At 66.0% G+C, this 21,830-nt stretch carries 20 protein-coding genes; 10 read left to right on the forward strand and 10 right to left on the reverse strand.

Going from position 1 to position 21,830, the window contains the following annotated elements:
* Window positions 1-9: 9 nt before the first annotated feature.
* Together AC5RV1_RS02465 and AC5RV1_RS02470 are read left to right on the forward strand one after the other, a co-directional pair.
* A complete protein-coding gene (locus AC5RV1_RS02465; RefSeq protein WP_493993403.1) occupies window positions 10-1,536 on the forward strand; it encodes a purine-cytosine permease family protein in 1,527 nt (508 codons plus the stop codon).
* A 48-nt stretch (window positions 1,537-1,584) separates the two neighbouring features.
* A complete protein-coding gene (locus AC5RV1_RS02470) occupies window positions 1,585-2,544 on the forward strand; it encodes a polysaccharide deacetylase family protein (RefSeq protein WP_493993404.1) in 960 nt (319 codons plus the stop codon).
* Window positions 2,545-2,628: 84 nt separating this feature from the next.
* On the opposite strand, the gene AC5RV1_RS02475 is transcribed toward AC5RV1_RS02470, so the two are convergent.
* Complete coding sequence (locus tag AC5RV1_RS02475; protein ID WP_493945716.1) at window positions 2,629-3,345, reverse strand: TetR/AcrR family transcriptional regulator C-terminal domain-containing protein; 717 nt, start codon at window positions 3,343-3,345, stop codon at window positions 2,629-2,631.
* A gap of 156 nt (window positions 3,346-3,501) precedes the next feature.
* Here AC5RV1_RS02475 and AC5RV1_RS02480 point away from each other — a divergent pair, with 156 nt between their 5' ends.
* Window positions 3,502-4,191, forward strand: coding sequence for a DUF2306 domain-containing protein (locus tag AC5RV1_RS02480; protein ID WP_493993405.1), 690 nt, complete (start codon window positions 3,502-3,504; stop codon window positions 4,189-4,191).
* Between the two features lie 177 nt (window positions 4,192-4,368).
* Window positions 4,369-5,550: an ABC transporter substrate-binding protein gene (locus tag AC5RV1_RS02485; protein ID WP_493993406.1), complete on the forward strand. Its 1,182-nt coding sequence runs from the start codon at window positions 4,369-4,371 to the stop codon at window positions 5,548-5,550.
* Window positions 5,551-5,812: 262 nt separating this feature from the next.
* Here AC5RV1_RS02485 and AC5RV1_RS02490 read toward each other — a convergent pair whose 3' ends face one another.
* Complete coding sequence (locus AC5RV1_RS02490) at window positions 5,813-6,751, reverse strand: carbohydrate kinase family protein (RefSeq protein WP_493993407.1); 939 nt, start codon at window positions 6,749-6,751, stop codon at window positions 5,813-5,815.
* A gap of 42 nt (window positions 6,752-6,793) precedes the next feature.
* Entirely contained in the window at window positions 6,794-7,726 is a 933-nt protein-coding gene (locus AC5RV1_RS02495; protein WP_493993408.1) for an alpha/beta hydrolase, read from the reverse strand.
* Window positions 7,727-7,907: 181 nt separating this feature from the next.
* On the opposite strand from AC5RV1_RS02495, the gene AC5RV1_RS02500 reads away from it, so the two are divergent.
* The gene (locus tag AC5RV1_RS02500) at window positions 7,908-9,143 is read left to right on the forward strand and encodes an MFS transporter (RefSeq protein ID WP_493993409.1); all 1,236 of its coding nucleotides are present in this window, start codon (window positions 7,908-7,910) and stop codon (window positions 9,141-9,143) included.
* 44 nt (window positions 9,144-9,187) lie between these two features.
* On the opposite strand, the gene AC5RV1_RS02505 is transcribed toward AC5RV1_RS02500, so the two are convergent.
* From AC5RV1_RS02505 to AC5RV1_RS02520, 4 genes are all read right to left on the reverse strand, one after another.
* Window positions 9,188-10,150 carry a ribokinase gene (locus AC5RV1_RS02505; RefSeq protein ID WP_493993410.1) on the reverse strand — a complete coding sequence of 321 codons (963 nt, stop codon included), beginning with the start codon at window positions 10,148-10,150 and terminating at the stop codon, window positions 9,188-9,190.
* Window positions 10,147-11,571, reverse strand: a complete 1,425-nt coding sequence (gene uriT / locus AC5RV1_RS02510; protein WP_493993411.1) for a uridine transporter UriT — start codon at window positions 11,569-11,571, stop codon at window positions 10,147-10,149. The genes AC5RV1_RS02505 and uriT overlap by 4 nt, the downstream gene beginning before the upstream one ends.
* The gene (gene uriH, locus AC5RV1_RS02515) at window positions 11,572-12,636 is read right to left on the reverse strand and encodes a uridine-preferring nucleoside hydrolase UriH (protein WP_493993412.1); all 1,065 of its coding nucleotides are present in this window, start codon (window positions 12,634-12,636) and stop codon (window positions 11,572-11,574) included.
* A 195-nt stretch (window positions 12,637-12,831) separates the two neighbouring features.
* Window positions 12,832-13,047 (reverse strand): hypothetical protein, encoded by a 216-nt coding sequence (locus AC5RV1_RS02520; protein WP_493945674.1) that lies wholly within the window; start codon window positions 13,045-13,047, stop codon window positions 12,832-12,834.
* A 109-nt stretch (window positions 13,048-13,156) separates the two neighbouring features.
* Between AC5RV1_RS02520 and AC5RV1_RS02525 the strand changes: the two genes are divergently transcribed.
* From AC5RV1_RS02525 to AC5RV1_RS02545, 5 genes are all read left to right on the forward strand, one after another.
* A complete protein-coding gene (locus tag AC5RV1_RS02525; protein WP_493993413.1) occupies window positions 13,157-13,786 on the forward strand; it encodes a helix-turn-helix domain-containing protein in 630 nt (209 codons plus the stop codon).
* 1 nt (window position 13,787) lies between these two features.
* The gene (locus AC5RV1_RS02530; protein ID WP_493993414.1) at window positions 13,788-14,681 is read left to right on the forward strand and encodes an EamA family transporter; all 894 of its coding nucleotides are present in this window, start codon (window positions 13,788-13,790) and stop codon (window positions 14,679-14,681) included.
* Window positions 14,682-14,685: 4 nt separating this feature from the next.
* A complete protein-coding gene (locus AC5RV1_RS02535) occupies window positions 14,686-15,582 on the forward strand; it encodes a dihydrodipicolinate synthase family protein (protein ID WP_493993415.1) in 897 nt (298 codons plus the stop codon).
* 109 nt (window positions 15,583-15,691) lie between these two features.
* Window positions 15,692-16,681 (forward strand): LacI family DNA-binding transcriptional regulator, encoded by a 990-nt coding sequence (locus tag AC5RV1_RS02540; protein ID WP_493993471.1) that lies wholly within the window; start codon window positions 15,692-15,694, stop codon window positions 16,679-16,681.
* Between the two features lie 49 nt (window positions 16,682-16,730).
* The gene (locus AC5RV1_RS02545) at window positions 16,731-17,837 is read left to right on the forward strand and encodes a GTP pyrophosphokinase (protein ID WP_493945670.1); all 1,107 of its coding nucleotides are present in this window, start codon (window positions 16,731-16,733) and stop codon (window positions 17,835-17,837) included.
* A 443-nt stretch (window positions 17,838-18,280) separates the two neighbouring features.
* On the opposite strand, the gene AC5RV1_RS02550 is transcribed toward AC5RV1_RS02545, so the two are convergent.
* From AC5RV1_RS02550 to xylA, 3 genes are all read right to left on the reverse strand, one after another.
* Window positions 18,281-19,639 (reverse strand): Nramp family divalent metal transporter, encoded by a 1,359-nt coding sequence (locus AC5RV1_RS02550; RefSeq protein WP_493993416.1) that lies wholly within the window; start codon window positions 19,637-19,639, stop codon window positions 18,281-18,283.
* 102 nt (window positions 19,640-19,741) lie between these two features.
* Window positions 19,742-20,329 carry a hemerythrin domain-containing protein gene (locus tag AC5RV1_RS02555; RefSeq protein WP_493993417.1) on the reverse strand — a complete coding sequence of 196 codons (588 nt, stop codon included), beginning with the start codon at window positions 20,327-20,329 and terminating at the stop codon, window positions 19,742-19,744.
* A gap of 279 nt (window positions 20,330-20,608) precedes the next feature.
* Complete coding sequence (xylA, locus tag AC5RV1_RS02560; RefSeq protein WP_493993418.1) at window positions 20,609-21,796, reverse strand: xylose isomerase; 1,188 nt, start codon at window positions 21,794-21,796, stop codon at window positions 20,609-20,611.
* Between the last annotated feature and the right edge of the window lie 34 nt (window positions 21,797-21,830).

Genomic DNA, 21,830 nt, shown 5'->3' on the forward strand with positions numbered 1-21,830 from the left:
GAGGCCCCGATGCAACAACCACCCACAGCCCCAGGAGCCGAGCAATCCGTTCACACGGAAGACGTCGAAGCCTGGCTCCAGCCAATTCCCGAATCCCAGCGCACGCACAAGGTCTCCGGCCAGTTCTGGATCTGGGCCGGCGCCAACCTGGCACCGATCAACTGGGTACTGGGCGCCCTCGGAATCCACCTGGGGCTGGGTTTCGCGGACACCGTGACCGTCCTGGTACTGGGCAACCTGATCGGCATGCTGCTCTTCGGCTGCTTCGTCCTCCTTGGGCAGAAGACCGGCGCCACCGGCATGGTGCTCGCCCGGGCCGCATTCGGCAGGCAGGGGAACTACCTCCCGGCAGCCATCCAGGCACTCCTGGTGATCGGCTGGTGCGCCGTGAACACCTGGATCATCCTGGACCTGGTCATGGCGCTCTTCGGCACCCTCGGCTGGGTGGATCCCACAGCCGCCAATTACGGCTGGAAGATTGCCGTCGCCACCGGAATCATGGCCGCCCAGGTAGCCATCGCCTGGTTTGGCTACAAGGCAATTGCGGCTTTCGAAAAATGGACCGTCCCGCCAACCATCGTCATCCTGGCCGTGATGTCCGCCGTGGCGTGGTTCGGCATGGACATCAACTGGGGCTACGCCGGCCCCACCGGCAACATCCTGGAAGGCTCGGAGCGGATTGCCGCGATGAGTGCCGTGATGACCGCCATCGGCATCGGCTGGGGCATCACCTGGTTCACCTACGCCGCAGATTACTCGCGGTTCGTCAGCACCGAAGTGCCCAAGAAAAAGGTCTACCTGGCATCGGTCCTGGGCCAGTTCATCCCCGTCGTCTGGCTCGGTGTCCTGGGCGCAAGCCTGGCCACCAACAGCGGCGAAATCGACCCCGGCAAGCTCATCGTCCAGAACTTCGGAGTCCTCGCGCTGCCCGTACTGCTGATGGTGCTCCACGGCCCCATAGCCACCAACATCCTCAACATCTACACCTTCTCAGTTGCCACCCAGGCACTCGACATCACCATCAGCCGCCGCAAGCTCAACCTGTTCGTCGGCGTCTTCTCGCTCGCCGCCGTCGTGTTCTTCATCTTCCAGGAGGACTTCGCAGCAGTCCTCGACGCCTGGCTCATCGGGCTCGTCGCCTGGGTCGCTGCCTGGGGCGGCGTCATGCTGGTCCATTACTTCTGGATCGACAAGCGCTGGCCCGGCAACCCTGAAAGGCTGTTCGACGGCGTCGGCACCCGGCGGCTCCCCGGCGTCAACTGGGCAGGCATCACCTCCCTCCTGGTGGGCATCTTCGCCACCTGGCTGTTTATGTACGGCCTCGTCCCCGCCATGCAGGGCCCCATCGCCGTGGCCCTGGGCGGCTGGGACCTGTCCTGGCTCGCCGGCGGCCTTGCCAGCGCCACCAGCTACGCCATCCTTGGACCGAGGATGCACCGCAAATTCATCGAATCCACCCCGGGATCTGCCCACCGCCACCTGCCCACAGAGCTGACGGGTGCCGCTGCCCAGCCCGGCACACCCGCCGCACTCTGAACCGGACCCTCTGAACCGCCGCACCCCGTTACGACAGGAATTCCCCGCATGACTCTTGAAGCATTCCCCGACGCCGCCCACCCCATCACCTGGCCGGAAGGCAAGCGGGCAGCAGCGTCCTTCACGTTCGACGTCGACGCCGAATCCTGCACTATCGCCCACGACCCCAAGAGCACCAGCCGGATGTCCCTGATGACCCACCAGTCCTACGGGCCCAAGGTGGCAGTCCCCCGCTTGCTGCAGATCCTCCAGCGGCAGGACATCCGCGCCACGTTCTTCGTCCCCGGCTTCACGGCCGAGTGCTACCCGGACACCGTCCGCCGCATCGTGGACGCCGGGCATGAGGTGGCCCACCACGGCTACCTGCACGAGCCAATGCAGGGAATCGACGCCGCAACGGAGGGACGCTACATCGACCGTGGAGTCGAGGCCCTGGCCAAGGCCGCGGGAGTAGAGCCGGTGGGGTACCGGGCACCATGGTGGGAGCTGAACTGGCACTCACCGGCACTTCTGGCGGACCGCGGCTTTCTCTACGATTCGAGCCTGCTCGACGGCGACGCCCCCTACCGCTTCAGCGTCGCCCCGGGTGACACCCGGGACATCGTGGAAATCCCCGTCGACTGGGCCCTGGACGACTGGGAGCAGTACGCCTTCTACCCCGGCGTCACGGGCAGCGGCGTCATCGAAAGCCCGGCCAAGGTCCTCGAGATGTGGACGCTCGAAGCGGAGGCACACCATGCCCAGGGCAGCTGTTTTGTCCTCACCAACCATCCCTTCATCTCCGGGCGGCCCTCAAAAGCAGTGGCCCTGGAAAGGCTGATTGAACGGGTGAAGGGGATGGACGGCATGTGGGTGGCCACCATGGAAGACATCGCCGAACACACCCGCCGGACGGTCCAGGAAGTCCACACCCACGCACGCATCGAAGTGCCCGCGTTCCCGGACACCGGGGCAAGGTTCACGCCGCCGGCGGTACGGGAGTCCAGGCCGGCAGCCGCCGGCAGCTAAACCCGACACAACAAAGAGTGGAGTGGTACTGCGCCTTCAGCGAAGGGCGCGGTGCCACTCCCTTGTGTTTAAGCAGTTCCGGCCTTACGCCCGCGCAGACGTCCAACCCTGGGCGTGCAGTTTCTCGATGCCGTCCAGCAGCAGGTCGAGCGCGAACTCGAATTCAAACTGGTCATCACAGCCCTGCCCAACAACGGCGTCCGGATCGTGGGCGGAAGCCATCGCGATTGTCAGGATATTCGGGTAGCGCCTGGCCATCTCCTGGAGCACTGCCTGCTGGGCCGCCTCGTCCGGCTCCGCCCCCGTTCCGTCTGTTGGCTCGGCCGGCTCCTGGAACAGCTCCTGGGTGAAGCCCCACATGCGGCTGCCGATGGCGTGCATGACGTGGTGGGTCAGGTCCACCGAGAAGCCGCCGTCAAGGAGGAACATCCCGATGAAGGAGTCCATGTAGGCGAGGACGCCAGGCGTTTTGTTGGTGCGCGTTTCGAGGACCTGCCGGGCCCATGGGTGCCGCTGGAGGACGCTCCGGGCTGAAAGAATCCTGCGCCGGACCACGTCCTTCCAGCCCGGGCCGGTGGCCGGCGGATCGATCTCGGCGATAATCACGTCGACCATGCCGTCGAGAAGTTCATCCTTGTGGGCCACATGCTTGTAGAGCGCCATGGGCACCACGTCGAGCTCCTGGGCAAGCCTGCGCATACTCAGCGGCCCGATCCCTATCTCGTCAGCGAGCGCGACGGCGGCCTGCAGCACCCGGTCGCGGTTGAGGCGCACGCGCTGCACCGGGCCTTGCCTGCTCATGCCATTGGTCCTTCCGTTTCCTTGCACCCCTTGACTAGTGTACGGCGTACACCTACATTTGGTCCTAAAGGTGTACGCCGTACACCTGATTCCGAAGGGCGCCCTTGCGGTCTGCTTCCTGAGGATAGGCACTCCGGCAACAAGAGGAGCAGGTCAATGCAAACCACAAGGCACAGTGCACCGGGGAAGGCACCGGCCACTGCACGCCGGCAGCGGCCGGAGTGGCTTATTCCCGCCGGCCTGATCTTCCTCAGCCTCATCCCCGTGATCGCCGGCGCCGCCCGGCTGACCGAACTGACCGGTGGAGCGGCAGTGACGGAGCGCAACGCCAGGTTCTTCGACTCTCCCGCGCCGGTGGTAATCCATATCGTCAGTGTCACCGTGTACTCCCTGCTGGGAGCATTCCAGTTCGTTCCGTCGCTTCGCCGGCGCCGCTGGCACAGCATCGCCGGCCGGATCCTCCTGCCCGCCGGCCTGCTCGCGGCGCTGTCCGGCTTATGGATGGCAGTCTTCTACACCCTGCCGCCCAGTGACGGGCAGCTGCTGCTCGTCCTTCGGCTCGGTTTCGGCTCCGCCATGGCAGTGAGCCTGATCCTGGGACTTCGCGCAGTGCTGCGCCGCGACTTCACGAGGCACGGTGCGTGGATGGCCAGGGCGTACGCCATCGGTCTCGGCGCCGGAACCCAGGCCCTGATCCTCATCGTGCCCGAACTCCTCGCCAGCCCGCCGGACGTCACAACGAGGGCCGTTCTGATGGGCGCGGCCTGGGCGATCAACCTCGCCGTAGCGGAATACTTCATCCGCAGGCGCTCCCTATCCACGCGCCAGACGTACCGCGCCCGCTGAGCCGGGCGACGCCGTCGTAAGCCTTGTTCTGTGTCTTCCCGAGTCGTTCCTTGACGCTGCGCTACGCCCTGTTGCGCCTTCGCGACGTCGCGTGAACGCCCGCTACGGTGATGATTGTGGCGCTGCCGGGTGCTCCGTAATCTCAACTCAGCATCCGTCCCAGCAAAGGAACTTCCAATGTCAGACCCCTCAAGCAAGAGTCCGGAACAGCCGGGCTCCACCCGCATCGTCGCCGGCCAGTCAGCCACTCCCAAGCGCCCGCTCGGCCTGAAGATCGGCATCGCCGCCGGCATCCTGGCCTTGGTGGGCGGGGGCGCCGCCGTCGCCTCCGCCGTCAACAACAACAGCACCCCGGCAGCGGTCCAGGAGGCCGCTGCACCTGCGGGAAACCCCGCCGCCGAACTGAAGCTTGGTTACTTCGGCAATGTGACCCACGCCCCCGCCCTTGTCGGCGTCAGCCAGGGCCACATTGCCGATGAACTCGGCGACACAAAGCTGGCCACCCAAGTGTTCAATGCCGGCCCCGCCGCGATCGAGGCCCTGAACGCCGGCGCCATCGATGCAACCTACATCGGGCCCAACCCGGCCATCAACTCGTTCGTCAAGAGCGGCGGGGAGTCGATCAACATCATCGCCGGCGCCGCGGCCGGCGGCGCCCAGCTGGTGGTCAAGCCGGAGATCAACTCAGCAGCAGACCTCAAGGGCAAGACCCTCGCCTCCCCGCAGCTCGGCGGCACGCAGGACGTGGCCCTCCGCGCCTGGCTTACCGCGCAGGGCTACAAGACCAATGTGGACGGCAGCGGCGACGTCGCCATCAATCCCACCGAAAACGCCCAGACGCTGAAGCTGTTCCAGGACGGTAAGCTCGACGGCGCGTGGCTGCCTGAGCCCTGGGCCTCCCGCCTGGTGCTCACCGCCGGCGCCAAGGTGCTGGTGGACGAAAAGGACCTGTGGGACGGCTCGCTGTCCGGCAAGCCGGGCGAGTTCCCCACCACCATCCTGATCGTGAACCAGAAGTTCGCCGCCGACCACCCGGACACCGTGAAGGCGCTGCTGAAGGGCCACGTGAAGTCGGTTGAGTGGTTGAACAAGGCTGCCGACGGCGAGAAGGCCAGCGTCATCAACGCAGCCCTCAAGGAAGCCGCGGGTGCAGAGCTGAAGGCGGACGTCATCGACCGGTCGCTGAAGAACATCGTGTTCACCGTTGACCCGCTCGCCGGGACGTACCAGAAGCTCCTGGCCGACGGAGTCACGGCCGGCACCACCAAGCAGGCGGACATCAACGGCATCTTCGACCTTCGTGCCCTCAACAGCGTCTCCGGAGAGAAGACCTCGGCCGCGGGGCTCGGCAAGGAGTAACACAGCGGCTGGCACGCTCTCTCACTTAACGCGCCATTTTCGCCAACGCTCTCTCACTTACTGTGGCATCCCTATCAACGCTCTCTCGCTTTCCACAAGAAAGTGAGAGAGCGTTGGCGATTTAAGCCCATTAAGTGAGAGAGCGTTAGGGATTTAAGCCGACGACAACCCTTGGACTATCCGGGAATCATGGATTTGGGATAGCTGATATCCATGGGACGGATGGCAGGAGCAAGAGTACGGCCCTGAGGCGGGCGGCGCTTTACTCGCTGGACGCGCCGTTCAGCTCAGCCCTGGTGGGCGGGTTGGCGCCGGGCCGTGACACCGTGACTGCTGCCGCCTTGGCCGCGTGCGCCAAAAGTTCAGCCAAGCCCTCAGCGGGAACCTCACGCAGGTCCTTGCGGTTCTGGGCGCCATCCAGGCCGCGGTCCACCAGTCCGGAGAGCAGGGCTGCCATAAAGGAGTCACCGGCGCCCACGGTGTCTGCCACCTCAACTTTGGGAGCAGGCACCTGGGCCTCGCCTGCCCGGCACACTCCCCACGGCCCGTCTGCCCCGCGCGTGACCACCACCATCGCCGGCCCTTCCGGCCCGCCTAGGGACAACCAGCGGCGCGCGGCGTCCAGCACGTCAAGGTCCGGGTAGAGCCAGGCGAGGTCCTCATCGGACGCCTTCACAACGTCCGCCAGGGACACGAACTTCTCCGCGTGGCGGCGCGCGTAGTCCACGTCGGTGATGATGCTGGGCCGGCAGTTGGGGTCGAAGCTGATGGTGGCATGCGGGTGGGCATATTCGACGGTGGCGAGGACATCCGTGGCGCCCGGCGCCAGCATGGTCGCGATCGATCCGGTGTGCAGCAGGGTGGTGCCCTGCAGCATAAAGGCAAGCCGGTCGGCGATGCCGGGGAGCTCCCAGGTGAGGTCGAACGTGTAGGTGGCGGCGCCGTCGTCGTCGATCAGGGCGGTGGCCACGCTGGTGGGCAGCTCATCGGGACCCAACGGAAGCATTACCGAACTGGCGCGCAGGTGTGCCGCGACCGAATCGCCGTACGCGTCCCGGCCATACCGGCCGATGAACTGCACGGGGTGGTCAAGGCGGGCCAGGCCCACCGCGACGTTCAACGGGCTTCCGCCCACATGCGCTTCAATTCCTGAGGCGCGCTGGACAACGTCAACAAGGCCTTCGCCAATAACAGTGAGCATGGTCATACTTTGCCAGAGAAGAGGCTCCCGCAGCAGTTCGTGTCAGCGCAGCAGCTCCTGGACCAGTTCCCGGCACCTTACGTATGCGGGTGCTGCGGAATCGATCAATGCGAAGTGGTCCCCGGGCACCATGACCAGCTGCGCGGGAGTGGACCCGGTCCGGCCCGCCTCAACGTAGGACGAGGACATGCTGAGCGGCACGTCTTCGTCCTCCGTGGCGTGTACCGCGTAAATGGGAACGGTCAGGGGCAACGCTGCCATCGGATCCGCGTACCGGTGACGGCCAGGAGAGTCCGACGACGGCCCGCCCAGCAGGTTGGCCACCGCACCGTTGCTGAGGTTGAGCCTTTCGGCTTCAGCCAGGTTGAGCACACCGGACTGGCTCACCACCCCGGTGAGACGGACGCAGTCAGTACCCGCGCCGGCCTCGAAGTGCTCGGCCTCCAGCCCCAGCCCGCCCAACCGGTCCCGCCCTGCCGCCCACACCGCCAGGTGGCCGCCGGCAGAATGGCCCAGCGCCACCACCCTGCTCAGGTCCAGGGAATGCGGACCGGCGAGCTCGCCAAGCTTGTCGATGCCCGCCAAAGTGTCCTGGAAGGTGTGCGGCCAGCCGCCGCCGTTTCCCGCGCGGCGGTACTCCAGGTTCCACGCCGCCAGCCCGCGGGTGGCCAGGTCCCGGGCCAGCGGCTCCCCGAGCTCGGCCCCGTACCGCGAGCGCCAGTAGCCGCCATGGATGACCACCACAACGCCGCGATGCTTCCCGCCGTCGGACAGTTCGGGAAGGAACAGCTCACCCCACTGGCTCGGGTCTTCGCCGTACTGGTACCGGTGCCGCTGGACTGCTGTTTCGTTGATGGGGTCCTCCGTTGCTCTTTCTTGTGGCTGGCCGCTTGGCGGCACCCCTGCGCAGGCGGCGAGGCCGGCACCTGCCGCGGCTGCCCCTACGAGGAAGGTCCGACGACGGAAGCCAGTCATGAGCCGAGACTACCGGCCGCCGAGTTTAGGAACACCACTGTTCGGCTAGCGAACTTTTGTGCGTTCATTGAACAAGCCTGTACTCTTGTGGGCGAAAAGTATGCCGCGAGTCACAACCAGTTGTGGCAAAACTCTCGACCGGGCCTGCTTCCATTCTTTTCCCTAAATCAATGAGGATTCCATGACAACTTCCCCTTCCGCCCGTCCTTCCCGCTGGCCGGTGTGGCTCTGCTGGCTGGCCATGGTCCTGGACGGCTTTGACCTCGTGGTGCTCGGCACCGTCATTCCCACCTTGATCAAGACCGGCGAGCTTGGCTTTGACGCGGTGGGCGCTACTTTCGTGGCCACGATATCCCTCGTGGGCGTGGGCCTGGGGGCGCTCTTTATCGCCCCGCTCTCGGACCGCTTCGGGCGCCGGAACCTGCTGGTTGCCTGCGTGCTCTGGTTCTCGCTCTTTACCCTCGCGGTGGTGTGGGCCCCGAACGTTGCCGTGTTTGGCGCCCTCCGGCTTCTGGCCGGGGCCGGGCTTGGGGCATGCCTGCCGGCAGCCCTTGCCTACATGAACGACTATGCCCCTGCAGGTTCCGCCGGTAGGTCAACCACCCGCACGATGACCGGGTACCACGTCGGTGCGGTGGCCACCGCGTTCCTGGCGATGATCGTCATTCCGGACTGGCGCATCATGTTCGTGGTGGGAGGCGTGTCCGGCTTGATCCTCCTGCCGTTCCTGTGGTTCAAGCTGCCCGAGACCCTGCCCGCCGCCCGGGCTGCCCGGACAGAGGAGCAGACCGGGTTCCGGAACCTGGTGAAGAAGCCGTACCCCCTGATTGCCGCGGCGATCGGTGCGGCGTCGTTCATGGGGCTGCTGCTGGTATATGGGCTGAACACCTGGCTTCCGCAACTGATGGCTTCCGCTGGATATCCGGTAAGCGCAGGGCTTTCCCTGCTCCTTGTCTTGAACCTCGGCGCTGTTGCCGGTCTCATCATCGCCGGCGTCCTGGCTGACAAGCACGGAACCAAGCCCGTCGTGTTGCTGTGGTTTGGCCTTTCGGCGGTGTGCCTTGGCCTCTTGAGCATCAAGGTGGACAACGCGGTCCTGCTGAACGCCCTCGTCTTCGTCACAGGAGTGTTCGTCTTCAGTTCCCAGGTCCTCGTCTACGCCTGGGTCAGCCAGTTGTTCCCGGCCCGCCTGCGCGCAACGGCACTCGGCTTCGCTGCCGGCGTGGGCCGCGTCGGCGCCATCGCAGGACCTGCCGTGACAGGCGGCCTGGTCGCCGCCGGCATCGCCTACCCGTGGGGTTACTACGTCTTCGCAGCAGCGGGTGCCCTTGCCGTGGTTGCCCTCCTGGCGGTCCCGCACGCCATGGCTTCCGCCGGCACCAACGCGGGGTCCGATAAGGACCTGGCCCGCAATTGATTCGACTCGGGTGGGGCCTTCCTAAAGGCCCCACCCGAGCGCGGCTATCTCCGGAGCAGCCGCGCCACGTCAGCCGCTTCCGGGTACGCAGCCTGCGTTCCCTTCCGGGTGGTGGCCAGGGCAGCAGCCACCGAGGCAAAGGCAGCGGCGTCGGCGAGCGCATCGCCGGCGGCGAGCCGGACTGCAACGGCCCCCGTGAAGGCATCGCCCGCCCCGGTGGTGTCCACAGCTTTCACCTTCGTGGGCGCGATCCGGACCACCTGCCGGCCCTCGGCGGCCAGCGAATCCAGCACCATCGAACCCTGCGAACCGAGCGTCACCAGGACCTGCCGGATCCCCCGCTCCGCAAACCGCATCCGGACCTTGTCCCATTCGGCGCCGGCCGCCTCCGGGCCTGGAACGGCGGCGCCGTCACCCAGGAACAGCGCGGCCTCATGGGCGTTGACCAGCAGGACACCGGTGAGGGCAGTCAGCGGCTCCGGAACCTCACCATACGGCGAGAGGTTCAGCAAAACTGTTGCGCCGGCGTCGTGCCCTGCCTGCGCCGCTGCCAGCACCGTCTCCATGCCGACTTCCAGGCAAAGGCAGACGACGGCGGCGTCGTCCAGAACGTCCGAGGCCTCCGCCACGTCCGCCGGAGACAGGGTGCCGTTGGCACCCGCGGAGATGATGATGTTGTTCTCGCCGCTGGCATCGACGGCGATGACCGCGACACCCGTGGGCTCAAACGACGTCCGCACATGCCCGACGTCCACCCCCGAACCGGCAGCGGAGGAGAGCAGCATGTCACCGTTGGGGTCCTCCCCCACCGCGCCGACAAGGCTGACGTTCCCGCCCAACCGGCTCGCGGCGACCGCCTGGTTGGCGCTCTTGCCGCCCGGATTCACGGCGAACCCGTTGCCATGCACGGTCTCGCCCGGGAGCGGGAGGCGTTCGCAGTAAATGGTCAGGTCGGCGTTCAGGGAGCCGACGACGACAATCCGGCCGGTCTTCTCGGCGGCGTTCATTCGGCCACCTCGGCTCCAACCGGCTTGGGGATCAGCAGCGAGGCCGCGAAGGCCGCCACGGTGAGGGCCAGGCCCACCACGATCACGGTGAGGTAGGACGCCTTGGCGTCACCCAGGGCGGAGGTGGCCACCAGGACGGCGGGGAGCACCAGGAAGCTGAGGCCGGCACCGAGGTTGAAGGCGCCGGCGTTCATGCCGGGCAGGAAGCCGGGGTTCCCCGCTGGGGAAAGGACAACGCCGAGTCCGTTGAGCATGATGTTGACCGTACCGGCGTACATGATGCCCAGCAAGACCGTGCCGGCGATCATCAGGGGCAGGCTGCCCAGGCCAAAGAACGCCATGATGGCCAGCGCCGCAATGCTGCCGAGGAGGCCGATGCGCAGTACCTTGGTGTAGCCCAGCACCGGGGCGAGCTTCCCGCTGAGCGGCCCCACGATCCACCCCAGCAGGGCGTACGGCGTAAGGATGATCAGCGACATTTCGGTGGGCCCGACGCCGAAACCGTCGGCCGCCTGGACATAGGCGGGGACAATTCCGTTGATGACTGCGAAGATGCCGGTCATGGTCAGGGTGGTGGTCAGCAGCGGCGCCCACGTGGAGCGCTGGCGCAGGTGCACGGTTTCCACCATCGGCTGCTTCGCCCGCTTCTCCACGGTCCAGAAGGCATAGAACGCGACGGCGGATACCAGTACCAGCGCCAGGCTCAGCATCAGGGTGCCGGACGAGAAGGCGCCCACCAGCTTGGCGCCTTCGTTCAGGGCAGTCAGCAGCGCACCCACGGCAACGACGATGAAGAACACGCCCAGCCAGTCCATCCGCGTACCGGCGGCCGGCTTGCTTTCGCCGGCCAGGAAGGCGATCAGTGCGGTGGCCACCAGTGCCAGCACCACCATGAGCCAGAAGATGCTGCGGAACCCGAAGTGCTCGGCGAAGTAGCCGCCCACGAACGAGTCAACGCCGGCCACGCCGCCGTTGACGGCCGTAATAAGACCCATCAGCGTCCCGTACTTGCGGGGGTTGCTGACCGCGGAGCGCAGCATGATCAGGCAGAGCGGAACGGTGGGGCCGCTGACGCCCTGGATGATGCGGCCCACAAAGAGCCAGGTGACGTCCGGAGCGAGGGCTGCGATCACCGATCCGACGGCCATGAGCAGCATCATGCCCACCAGGATCTTCTTGCGGCCCACAATGTCGCTCAGGCGGGGCAGGAACAGGGAGAACAGGGCGGCCGCAGTAAAGAACCATGTCTGCGAGAGGCCAATAACGGCCTGGTCCGTGTTGAGCTCCTCGCCCATGGTTACCAGGGCCGGGCTGAGCATGGAAGCGTTGAGCTGGAAGGCCACGCAGGCCGCCAGCAGGGCGACCATCAGGGCGCTAACGTTGCCACGGGTGGCCTTGGTTTCGAAAATGGTGGCAGTCATTTACTTGACGCCTCCCGCGGTGAGGTGGGCAGGTTCCCGGCGTTCGGCGTCGGCCGCGTTGGCGACGCTGCCGCCCTCGCCGCCGAGGGGCTCACCGATGGTGACCAATGCGTCGGTGACCAGGTTCCAGAACCTCTCGTGGTCAAGGTCTACGGCAACGCTCGTGTGGCAGTCAGCCGGGGCCGGCGCACGGAAGTCCGCCACCGTCATGCCGAGCGTCAGGGTTCCCTGCAGCTCGATGTTTACCGGCACCTTGCGGGTACTGACGATCGTGGGGTCGATGACATAGGCAACGGCGCAGGGATCGTGGACCGGCGGGGAGTCGAAGCCCTGAGCGTCCTTATAGGTATGGGCGAAGAAGTCCATCAGTTCCGTGACGAACTTCGCCGGCTTCGTGCCGATTGCCGCAATCTTTTCCACCACCTCCGGGGTGGCGAGCGCCTGGTGCGTCAGGTCAAGGCCCACCATGACCACCGGCCACTTTTCGTTGAAGACGATGTGGGCGGCTTCGGGATCGATGATGATGTTGAATTCGGCCACGGCACTCCAGTTGCCCACGTGGTAGCCGCCGCCCATCAGGACAACTTCCTTCACGCGTTCAACGATGCGCGGTTCCTTGCGCGCAGCCAGGGCGATGTTGGTGAGGCCGGCGGTGGGCACCAGGGTGACCGTGCCGGGTTCGTGGGCCATCACGGTGTCGATGATGAGGTCGACGGCGTGCCGCGGGTCCAGCTCGATGGTGGAGTCGGGGAGGGCGGGGCCGTCCATGCCGCTGTCGCCGTGGATGTCCGGGGCGGTTTCGATGCTGCGGACGAGGGGTCGGCCGCAGCCGGCGGCGAAGGGAACGCCGGTGATGCCAGCGATGCTGCCGACGGCCAGCGCGTTGCGGGTTACCTTTTCGAGGGTCTGGTTTCCCACCACCGTGGTGACGGCCAGCAGTTCGATGTCCGGGTTGCCGTGCGCGAGCAGCAACGCCACAGCGTCGTCATGCCCGGGGTCGCAGTCGAGAATGATTTTCTTGCGGTCGGGGGATTGCCCTCTGAGGGACTGGGCGGTGGGTTCCACGATGATCTCCACGTCATTGGGGCCCGCGCCGGGTGTATTGACCGCAGCGCGGGGAGCGAAAGCGTTCAGGAGAGATCATGGCACCGTTAGCAGCATCACGTCAAACGCTTGACGTAGTTGCAGGTCAAGCGTTTGACCGCCTGCAGCCCACTGGCTGCCGGTGCTCCTTTTCGGGCCGTATGCGAGAAAGGCGTCCTAGGGCTGGACAGTGCCGGCCAGCCCCGCCTCCGGGTCGCCCTCAACGTCGTGATGTTCGTGCTTTTGGCGTGCTTCTTGAAGGTGGTGTTCCAACTTCTCCTCGGCGTCCCGCCGGCGCTGCCCGACGGTCCTCATCTGCTGGGTGCTGGGTGCCGCGTGCGCATGCTGGTGGGGACCAAGATCGCGCGTGCCCCCTCCGCTTGTATCGCTCATAAGGGCATCGTCCCACCTGGCGTCCCCCTAAGGAAGGGCTCCGTCAACCCACGCTCCCCTTCCTCACCGCGCCTTCGCGCAGTGCACTAAAGTGCAGTATGATGCACTAATGGATAAAGGCACATCAGCCCTGGCGTCAGCGATCGGCAGCCGGGTCAGGCAGGAACGCCAGTCACGGGGCTGGACCCTGGACCAGCTGGCAGAAGCCGCGGGAGTGAGCCGCCGCATGGTGGTCAACGTCGAACAGGGCGCTGCGAATCCCAGCGTGGGGACCCTGCTTCGAATCAGTGACGCGCTGGGCATAGGATTGCCGGCCCTGGTGGACTCGCCGCAGCCCAAGCCCGTAACTGTCACCAGGAGCGGTAAGGGCGCAGCCCTTTGGAGTTCTGCCTCCGGTGGCCGCGGTGTGCTGGTGGCCGGGACCGAGTCCCCTGATGTGGTTGAGCTGTGGGACTGGACCCTGGCGCCCGGTGACCGGCACGAGAGCGAAGCCCATGCAGCCGGCACCAAGGAACTGCTCCAGGTCCGCGGGGGATCCATCACGGTTGTGGTTGCCGGCGAAACCTTCGTCCTCGAGGCCGGTGACGCCGTCTCCTTCCCTGGCGACGTCGAGCACTCATATGCCAATCCGGCCAACGAACCGGCCACGTTCACGCTCGCGGTCTTCGAACCGGGCGTTGGCTCGGGGCACCGCCCCGAAGCTAACGCCGCCGCCCCAGCAACCACCGAAGGAAACTGACATGCTCAAGCGAAACGTTCCGGTACCGCCGTGGGGGCTGGCCGTCACCGCGATCCTCTCGGTCCAGCTGGGCTCAGCCCTCTCCGTGGGCCTGATCGAGGACGTGGGCCCGGCCGGTACCGCCTGGCTGCGCCTGAGCATGGGAGCCATCATCCTGCTTGCGATTGGCCGCCCGCCACTGCGCTCCATCCGGCGTCCGGACGTGCTGCCGCTGCTCGGGCTCGGGATCACCACTGGCGTGATGACCATCGGGTTCCTCGCCGCGGTGGAGCACATACCGCTCGGGACCGCCGTCGCCATTGAGTTTCTGGGTCCGCTGACGGTGGCCGCCATCCGCAGCCACAACCGGAAGGCCCTCGCCTGGCCTGCGCTGGCGCTCGTCGGCGTGGTCCTGCTGACCCAGCCGTGGCAGGGCGACTTCAACCCGACCGGCGTCGCGTTCGCCGCGCTGGCAGCCGTCGCCTGGGGCTTCTACATCCTCCTCACCCAGCGGATCGGTGACCGTTTCACCGGCATCGGCGCGCTCACGCTCACGGTGCCCATCGCCGCGGTGACGGCCGCCGTCGTCGGAATCCCGCAGGCTGCAGGCCACCTCAGCTTTGACGTCCTGGCTGCCGCCGCCGGGCTGGCCCTTCTGTTGCCCGTCCTCCCGTTCGCGCTGGAAATGCTGGCCCTGCGCAGGATGACACCCACGGCGTTTGGAACGCTGATGGCCCTCGAACCCGCCGTCGGCGTCCTCCTCGGACTGCTCATCCTGCACCAGCAGCCCTCTGCCATCCAGCTGGTGGGAATCCTGCTGGTGGTCCTGGCCGGTGCCGCGGCGCAGCGCGGTGGCAGCCGCCGTTCGCCCAGGAAGCAGGCAGCCAGCCCCGCCGATCTCGACTTTGTCGGTTGAGCCGATGTTCACTGGCTTGAGCGCTTTTCCCCTCACCCCACTGGCACACGATGCTGTGGACGAGGCTTCGTTCGTCCGCCTGGTGGAACGGCTAAGGGAGGCCGGCGTTGATTCCATCACCGCGCTCGGCTCCACCGGTTCCTACGCGTACCTGAGCGGGGAGGAGCGGAGCCGTGTTGCCCGGCTGGCGGTGGAGCATGCCGGGTCCACTCCGGTGATCGTTGGGATCGGGGCGCTGCGGACGTCGCAGGTGCTGGCCAACGCGGAGAACGCCGAGCGGGCCGGCGCTTCCGGCCTGCTGCTTGCGCCGATGACGTATCAACCGTTGACGGACGACGACGTGTTCGAACTCTTCCGGACGGTCACGGCGCACACGTCACTGCCCGTCGCCGTCTATGACAACCCGGGGACTACCCACTTCACGTTCAGCACGAAGCTTTACGGGCGGATTGCCGCGCTGCCGCGGATCGCGTCCATCAAGATACCGGGCGTGCCGGGCGGCCTGGAGGAGGCAGCGGCCCGGCTCCAGGAAATCCGTGCTGTTGTCCCGGCGTCCGTGACCATCGGCGTCTCCGGTGATGCACGCGCCGCCGCCGGCCTGGCCGCCGGGTGCGATGCCTGGTACTCCGTGATCGGCGGCACCTTGCCCGCCCTTGCCGCGGGAATCACCAGGGCTGCCCAGGAGGGCCGGATCGCCGACGCCTTGGCCGAGTCCGGGCGGCTTGCGCCGCTGTGGAACCTGTTTGCCGAATTCGGTGGGAGCATCAGGGTGGTCGCCGCCATCGCGGAGCAGCTTGGACTGGCGCCGGAGGCCTGCCTGCCCCTGCCGATCCAGGGGCTGAGCGGGGACCAACGCCGCCGGGTGGCAGGGGTCATCGAGGACCTGGGCCTCGACGGGTAGCGCTGTCCCCCGGTTGATCTGAAGCCGGCGCATCGCCTACTACGATCGAAGTATGGAATTCGCGGAACAGTCGCACCAGCCCGCGCGTTCGCGGCGGATCACGGCGGCGATGGTCGCTGCCCGCGCCGGCGTCTCCACGGCCACCGTCTCGCTGGTGGCCAACGGCAAGACTGCGGGCCGTGTTTCCGAGGACAACGTTTCCAAGGTCCGGGAGGCCATCGCCGAACTCGGCTACGTGGTGGACGGCATCGGCAGTTCCCTGGCCAAAGGCGTGAGCTCCATCGTGATCCTCGTGGCGCCGGATATCTCCAACCCGTTCTTCGCCAAGGTGATTGCCGGCGTGCGGGAGTCCCTGGGTTCGCAGTACCAGCTGCTGTTGTCTGTCACCGAGGCGGGCGAGTTCCCCCAGGCCGACGACGTCCGGCGGCTGATGTCCCTGCGTCCGGCCGGGCTGCTGGTGGACGCACCCAACGCCGGCTTCCTCGAAGACCTTGCGTCGCCGTCGCCGCTTGTCCTGCTGGATGCTCCCGGGCTGGAGGCGTACGCGCCGTCGGTGAACCTGGACGTGGCCAGTGGAGCGCGGGAACTCGCGGCGCACCTCGCGGACGCCGGGCACCGGGAGGCGGCGTACGTGGACAGCGTCACCGGCACGGAAACCTTCGCCCTGCGGCGGAAAGCCTTCCTGGAGGAGGCGGCCGCCCGCGGCATCAGCGTTGGGCCGGACCGCATCATCAGCACCACCATCGACGTCGGAACGGCGGCCGCCGCGTTCGCCTCCGCCTGGCCGGCGTGGCAACGCGAGGGGGTGACCGCCGTCGTCTGCGGCACCGATACCCACGCCTACGGCGTGCTGCAGGAAGCGCGGGTGGCAGGGGTGCGGATACCCGAGGAGCTGGCGGTGGCCGGCTTTGATGACCTCCCCTATTCCGCCACGAGCAATCCCGGCCTCACCAGCGTCCATCTGCCCGCCACTTCGCTGGGCCTGAAGGCCGGGGAGCAGCTGCGCCGCCTCATGGAAGGGAAGGTGCTGGAGCAGACCGGGGCGACGCTGGAGAGTTCGCTCGTGGTGCGCGGATCCACAGTGGCGGCGGAACGCTGACGGTTCCAGCCGCCGTCGTTCTGTCTGTGCCCGGCCGTAAGCTGGGACTATGCCGAGTAACTGGGACAGCCTGGACCCTAGCCTGCGCGAATCTGTACAGCAGAACGTGGAGATCTATGAGCGCGTCCGGCCTGCCCTGAAACTGGTGACGCGGGATGTCCTGCTGCTGATGCGGGACATGCTGAAGGACAGCGAGGTTACCCCGCTGTTCGTCACCGGGCGCACCAAAACGGTGGAATCGTTCAAGGAGAAGATCTCCCGGATCGAGGAGCCGCTGGAGCCAGGCGGCCCGCCGGTGCTGAAGTTCCCGGACCCGTTCCGGACGCTGAATGACATGGTAGGCATCAGGGTGATCACCAAGCTGCCGGCCGAAAATGCCGCGGTGGCCAACATCATCAAGCGGCAGCGGCAACTGTTCGACTGCCGCGGGGACCGGGAGAAGGACATCGGCTCCATCGAGTCCGGCACCTACGGCTACTCCAGCCGCCACCTGATCCTGCGGACCATCCAGAACGAGGCCGTCAAGGAGTACCAACAGGTCTTCAACCCGGATGCGCAGCCCAACGGCAGCTACTTCTTTGAATGCCAGATCCGCACGATTTTTGCGCACGCCTGGAGCGAGATCGAGCACGATATCCGATTCAAGGCCGAGGACCCGCGCGCCTGGACCCCGCACTTCGACCGGCAGTTCACCGCCACGGCGGCGATGCTGGAAACGGTGGAAACGGCCTTCGCGGACCTGCACGAACGGTACGAGGAAGTGCGCAGCTTCTGGGACACCGAGGGCGAGGGCGCCGCGCCGCTGACACCCAACCGGATCCGCGACGTGTGGCGCACCCTGCTCCCGCACGTGGACCGCAAGGTGGATGACGACTGGGGCTGGGCCGCGGAGCTCCTCGCCGCACACGGACTTAACCAGACCATGCAGCTCGCCGGGCTGCTGAGCGCCAACCGCATCACCGAAGTCCGCAAGGCCCTGGACCACCGCTACTCCCCCGGTCCGGACCGGCTGCTCGATGACCTGCTGCTGTGGCAGTACGGCACCAAACACATTGACCTCACCGCCGAAGCGGCCGACGCCGTCCCGCACCCGCGGCGCGACAGCCTCCTGCGGCGGCTCAAACAGATCGAACGGTACCGGCTGACGAAGACGTAGGGTTTCGGCGCTGGAGCGGACTGTCCGACATTTGCAGTTCCTGGTCGGGGATCTTTCAACCTGGAGCGTTCCACCCATCGCAGGGCGCCCGCTTTGTCCTGCTGCTGGAAGTTGTACAGCCGGTTCAGGCCCCCGCCCAGAACTCCTGAAGCTCCCCGCGGGGGTCCTCCGCCACACGGGGCAGCTCATCCAGGATCATCGTTCTACGGCCGGGCCCGTACTCCGGCCAATCCGGCAAACCGGGAGCTGCGGGCTGGCCGCTTCCCCGGCCGCGTCCGTGGCGTCGTGGTCTCCGACGCACAGGGAACGTGCTCCAGAGGCAACGCTCTCGCACTTGATGCGGCTTTTCCGGCAACGCTCTCGCACTTGATGCGGCTTTTCCGGCAACGCTCTCGCACTTGATGCGGCTTTTCCGGCAACGCTCTCGCACTGCTCCGCCTTTCTCACCCGCCGAAGAGCGGCGACAGGGACGTCCAGAACTGGCGGATGCCCAGGACGACAAACAGTAGGGCGCACACTCCCAGCGCTATGTTGGAGTGCAGCTTGTTGGCCCAGGCTTTGGGTATCCGCCTGCCGTTGAGCAGGCCGAGCAGGGTCAGTGCCAGGAACGGCATAAACAGTGAACCCAAAGCGCCGTAAAGCAGGATCAGGCCGATGGGCTGGCCTAGGGCGAAGAGGATCATGGGCGGGAACGTGAGCCAAAGAATGTAGAACTTGAAGTATTTCCCGCCCACCCGGGTATCAGGGTGTCCGGATTCCTTGCCCCGCATATTGCCCCAGAAGTCGGCGAACATCAAAGAAACGCCATTCCAGACGCCGATGATGGAGGAGAAGGAAGCGGCCCAGAAACCGACGAGGAATCCCGTTCCCACCACGTCGCCGTACTCCGCTTTCAGGACATCGTAGAGATCCAGCAGTCCTTCATCGCTTGCACTGAGGGAAACACCGGCGGAGCGGACAACCTCGGCACCGACGATGAGCATGGCGATCACGAAGATCCCTGTCATCACGTAGGCCATGGAGTTGTCGATCCGCATGACCTTCATCCACTTGGGGGTGTACCAGCCCTTTTCGCGGAGCCAGTATCCATAGGCGGCGAGCGTGATGGTTCCACCCACCCCGCCGGCCAGGGCCAGGGTGTAGAAGATGCCGCCATCGGTCGATGGGATCATCGGGATCAGGCCGGTGAGCATCTCCGGGATGTTCGGGGCGGCAATGATGGCCAAACCCACCACGGTCACGAACATCATGCCCACCAGCACGGCAGTGATCTTCTCGAAGGTGGCGTACTTGCCCCACCACACCATCGCGAAACCGGCCAGGCCCATCAGGATGGCCCACGCCCACAGCGGCAGGATTGGGAACACGGCCGCGAGCGGCAAGGCTGCGGAGGACATGGCAGTGGCTCCGTAGACGAAGCCCCAGATCATGATGTAAGGCCCGAAGTACCAGGTGGTCCACTTGCCGAGGGAACGCCATCCCTCGAAGATCGTCTTTCCGGTTGCCAGCGTGTAGCGTCCGGCGCCTTCAACGAGGATGATCTTCAAGACCACGCCAACGATGACTGCCCAGAACAGGCCGTAACCGTACCGGGAGCCCGCCACCAAAGTGGCCACCATGTCAGCAGCGCCCACGCCGGTGGCTGCGACCACCAGGCCAGGCCCGATGAGGCGCCATTTGGCGGGACGGCCGCCGTCGTCATCAATCCGGTCGGCATGGCCGGCCTTTGAAGCTAGCTGCTGCTGCGCGGCCGTTGCCGGCCTGCTCGTTGGGCCGGTGCTGTCCATGGCGCCGTCGCTCATGACTCCTCCTCGGTGTCGGTGGTAGGCAAAGAACTCCTGCCAACCTAACCGCGAGTGGCGTCACCACCAAGGCAACCCGCCCCGAAAGCCATAAGCAGCCTGTCAGTCGTCCTTCGAACCTGTCTGCCGATGAGTGAGCTTGTCCAGGAGCCGGTCCACCATGCCGACCCCCGGTCCCACCGTCTTATGGAACAGTTCCGAATGCGGGGCGCTTGGGTGCGGCCTGGTGGGTGCCACCTTTTTCGCTTTCTCTACTTTTTGCCCCAATTCGATGAGTTTTTCGCGGGGAATGTGCAGGCGGAGCTTCGGGAACTGCTCGGATTCCTCGTCGTTGGCGTGATGGGTCAGCTGTCCCTCAAGCTCACCCACGAGTTCCATAAACTCCCGGTCGGAGGAATCAACCTTTTCCAGCCGCTTCATCAGCTTGACGATGTCGTCGTGCTCCTTCTTGTCGTGCTCCACCTCTTCTTTTCCGTTGGGCACGTGGTCCTCAATGGCGGGATAGACGTACATTTCCTCCGCGACGGCATGGCGCATGACTTCGGCAATCAGGGTGTCCGCAAGGTCCCTGCGCGCGGTGCCATCCGGCGTGCTTTTGATCTGCCCGATCAGTGCAACCATGTCCTGGTGGTCACTGGTCAGGATGTCGACGACATCCATGTTCGTTCCGGCGGAATCAGTATCACTCATGAGCTGGCCTCCTCCTGGATCGCTTCCGGTAAGCGACGTAAGAGGGTCAAAGTACCATGTGGCAACAACACGATCCATAGGGGAAAATCCGCTGCGCCGCACAGGCACAGGTGCACGAGGCGCAGCCGAATGAAGCCAGGCCAGCAAGGCACCCCGGCTGGCTTGACCGCCGTCGCACGCTTCTGGTTTCGAGCTCAAACGCAGCGCCGGCCCCTTTCAGCACGCGCTCGATGGAGCTGCTGCTGAAAGGGGCCGGACGGCAGTGACGGAATGACCTGCTTAGCGGGCGTTGAGGAGGTGTTCGATGGCGAGCTGGTTGAGGCGGACGAAGGCGAAGGAGCGTTCGGCTGCTTTGTCGGCGTCGAAGTCTTCGAACGCGGTGGTGTCGTTGAGCAGGTCGGTGGCGGTTTCGCCGGCGGTGAGGGTGGTTTCGCCGAGTTCGAAGATGCCGGAGGCGGCGAGGGCTTCCTGGACCTGGGGGTCGGCGCGGAACGCGGTGGCGCGTTCTTTCAGGAGCAGGTACATGGACATGTTGGCTTTGGCGGATTCCCAGACGCCGTCGTACCCATCGGTGCGGGAGGGCTTGTAGTCGAAGTGCCGCGGGCCCTCGTAGCGGGGGCCGCCGTTGGGGAAGCCGTTTTCGAGCAGGTCCACGGTGAAGAAGGCGCTGGTGAGGTCGCCGTGGCCGAAGACGAGATCCTGGTCGTACTTGATGCCGCGCTGGCCGTTGAGGTCGATGTGGAACAGCTTGCCGGCCCACAGGGCCTGGGCGATGCCGTGGGTGAAGTTCAGCCCGGCCATCTGCTCGTGCCCGGTTTCGGGGTTCAAACCCACGATGTCGCCGTGTTCGAGCTGGGCGATGAACGCCAGGCCGTGCCCGACGGTGGGCAGGAAGATATCGCCGCGGGGTTCGTTGGGCTTGGGCTCCAGCGCGATCCGCAGGTTGTAGCCCTTGTCCTTGATGTACGCGGCGGCGGTGTCCACGCCCTCGCGCATCCGGTCCAGGGCCGCGGAGAGGTCCTTGGACCCGTCGTATTCGCTGCCCTCACGCCCGCCCCACATCACGAACGTTTCGGCGCCGAACTCCGCGGCGGAATCGATGTTGCGCAGGACCTTGGACAGGGCGAAGCGGCGGATGGAGCGGTCGTTGGAGGTGAACCCGCCGTCCTTGAATACCGGGTGGCTGAACAGGTTGGTGGTCACCATCGGGACCTTCAACCCGGTTTCGGCCAGGGCCGCCTTGAAGTTCTTCAGGATCAGCTCACGCTCCGAGGCCGTGGCCTCGAACGGGACCAGGTCGTTGTCATGGAAGGTGATGCCGTACGCGCCCAGCTCCGCGAGCCGGTGCACCGCCTCCACCGGATCCAGCGCCGCACGGGTCGCAACACCGAACGGGTCAGCGCCGGTCCAGCCAACAGTCCAAAGACCAAAAGTGAACTTCTCAGCAGGGGTCGGGGTAAGAGTCATGATGCGTCCTTGCAGTCAAAGAGTAGGGCCGGAA

It is taken from the genome of Arthrobacter sp. Hb9-2 (assembly GCF_059091165.1).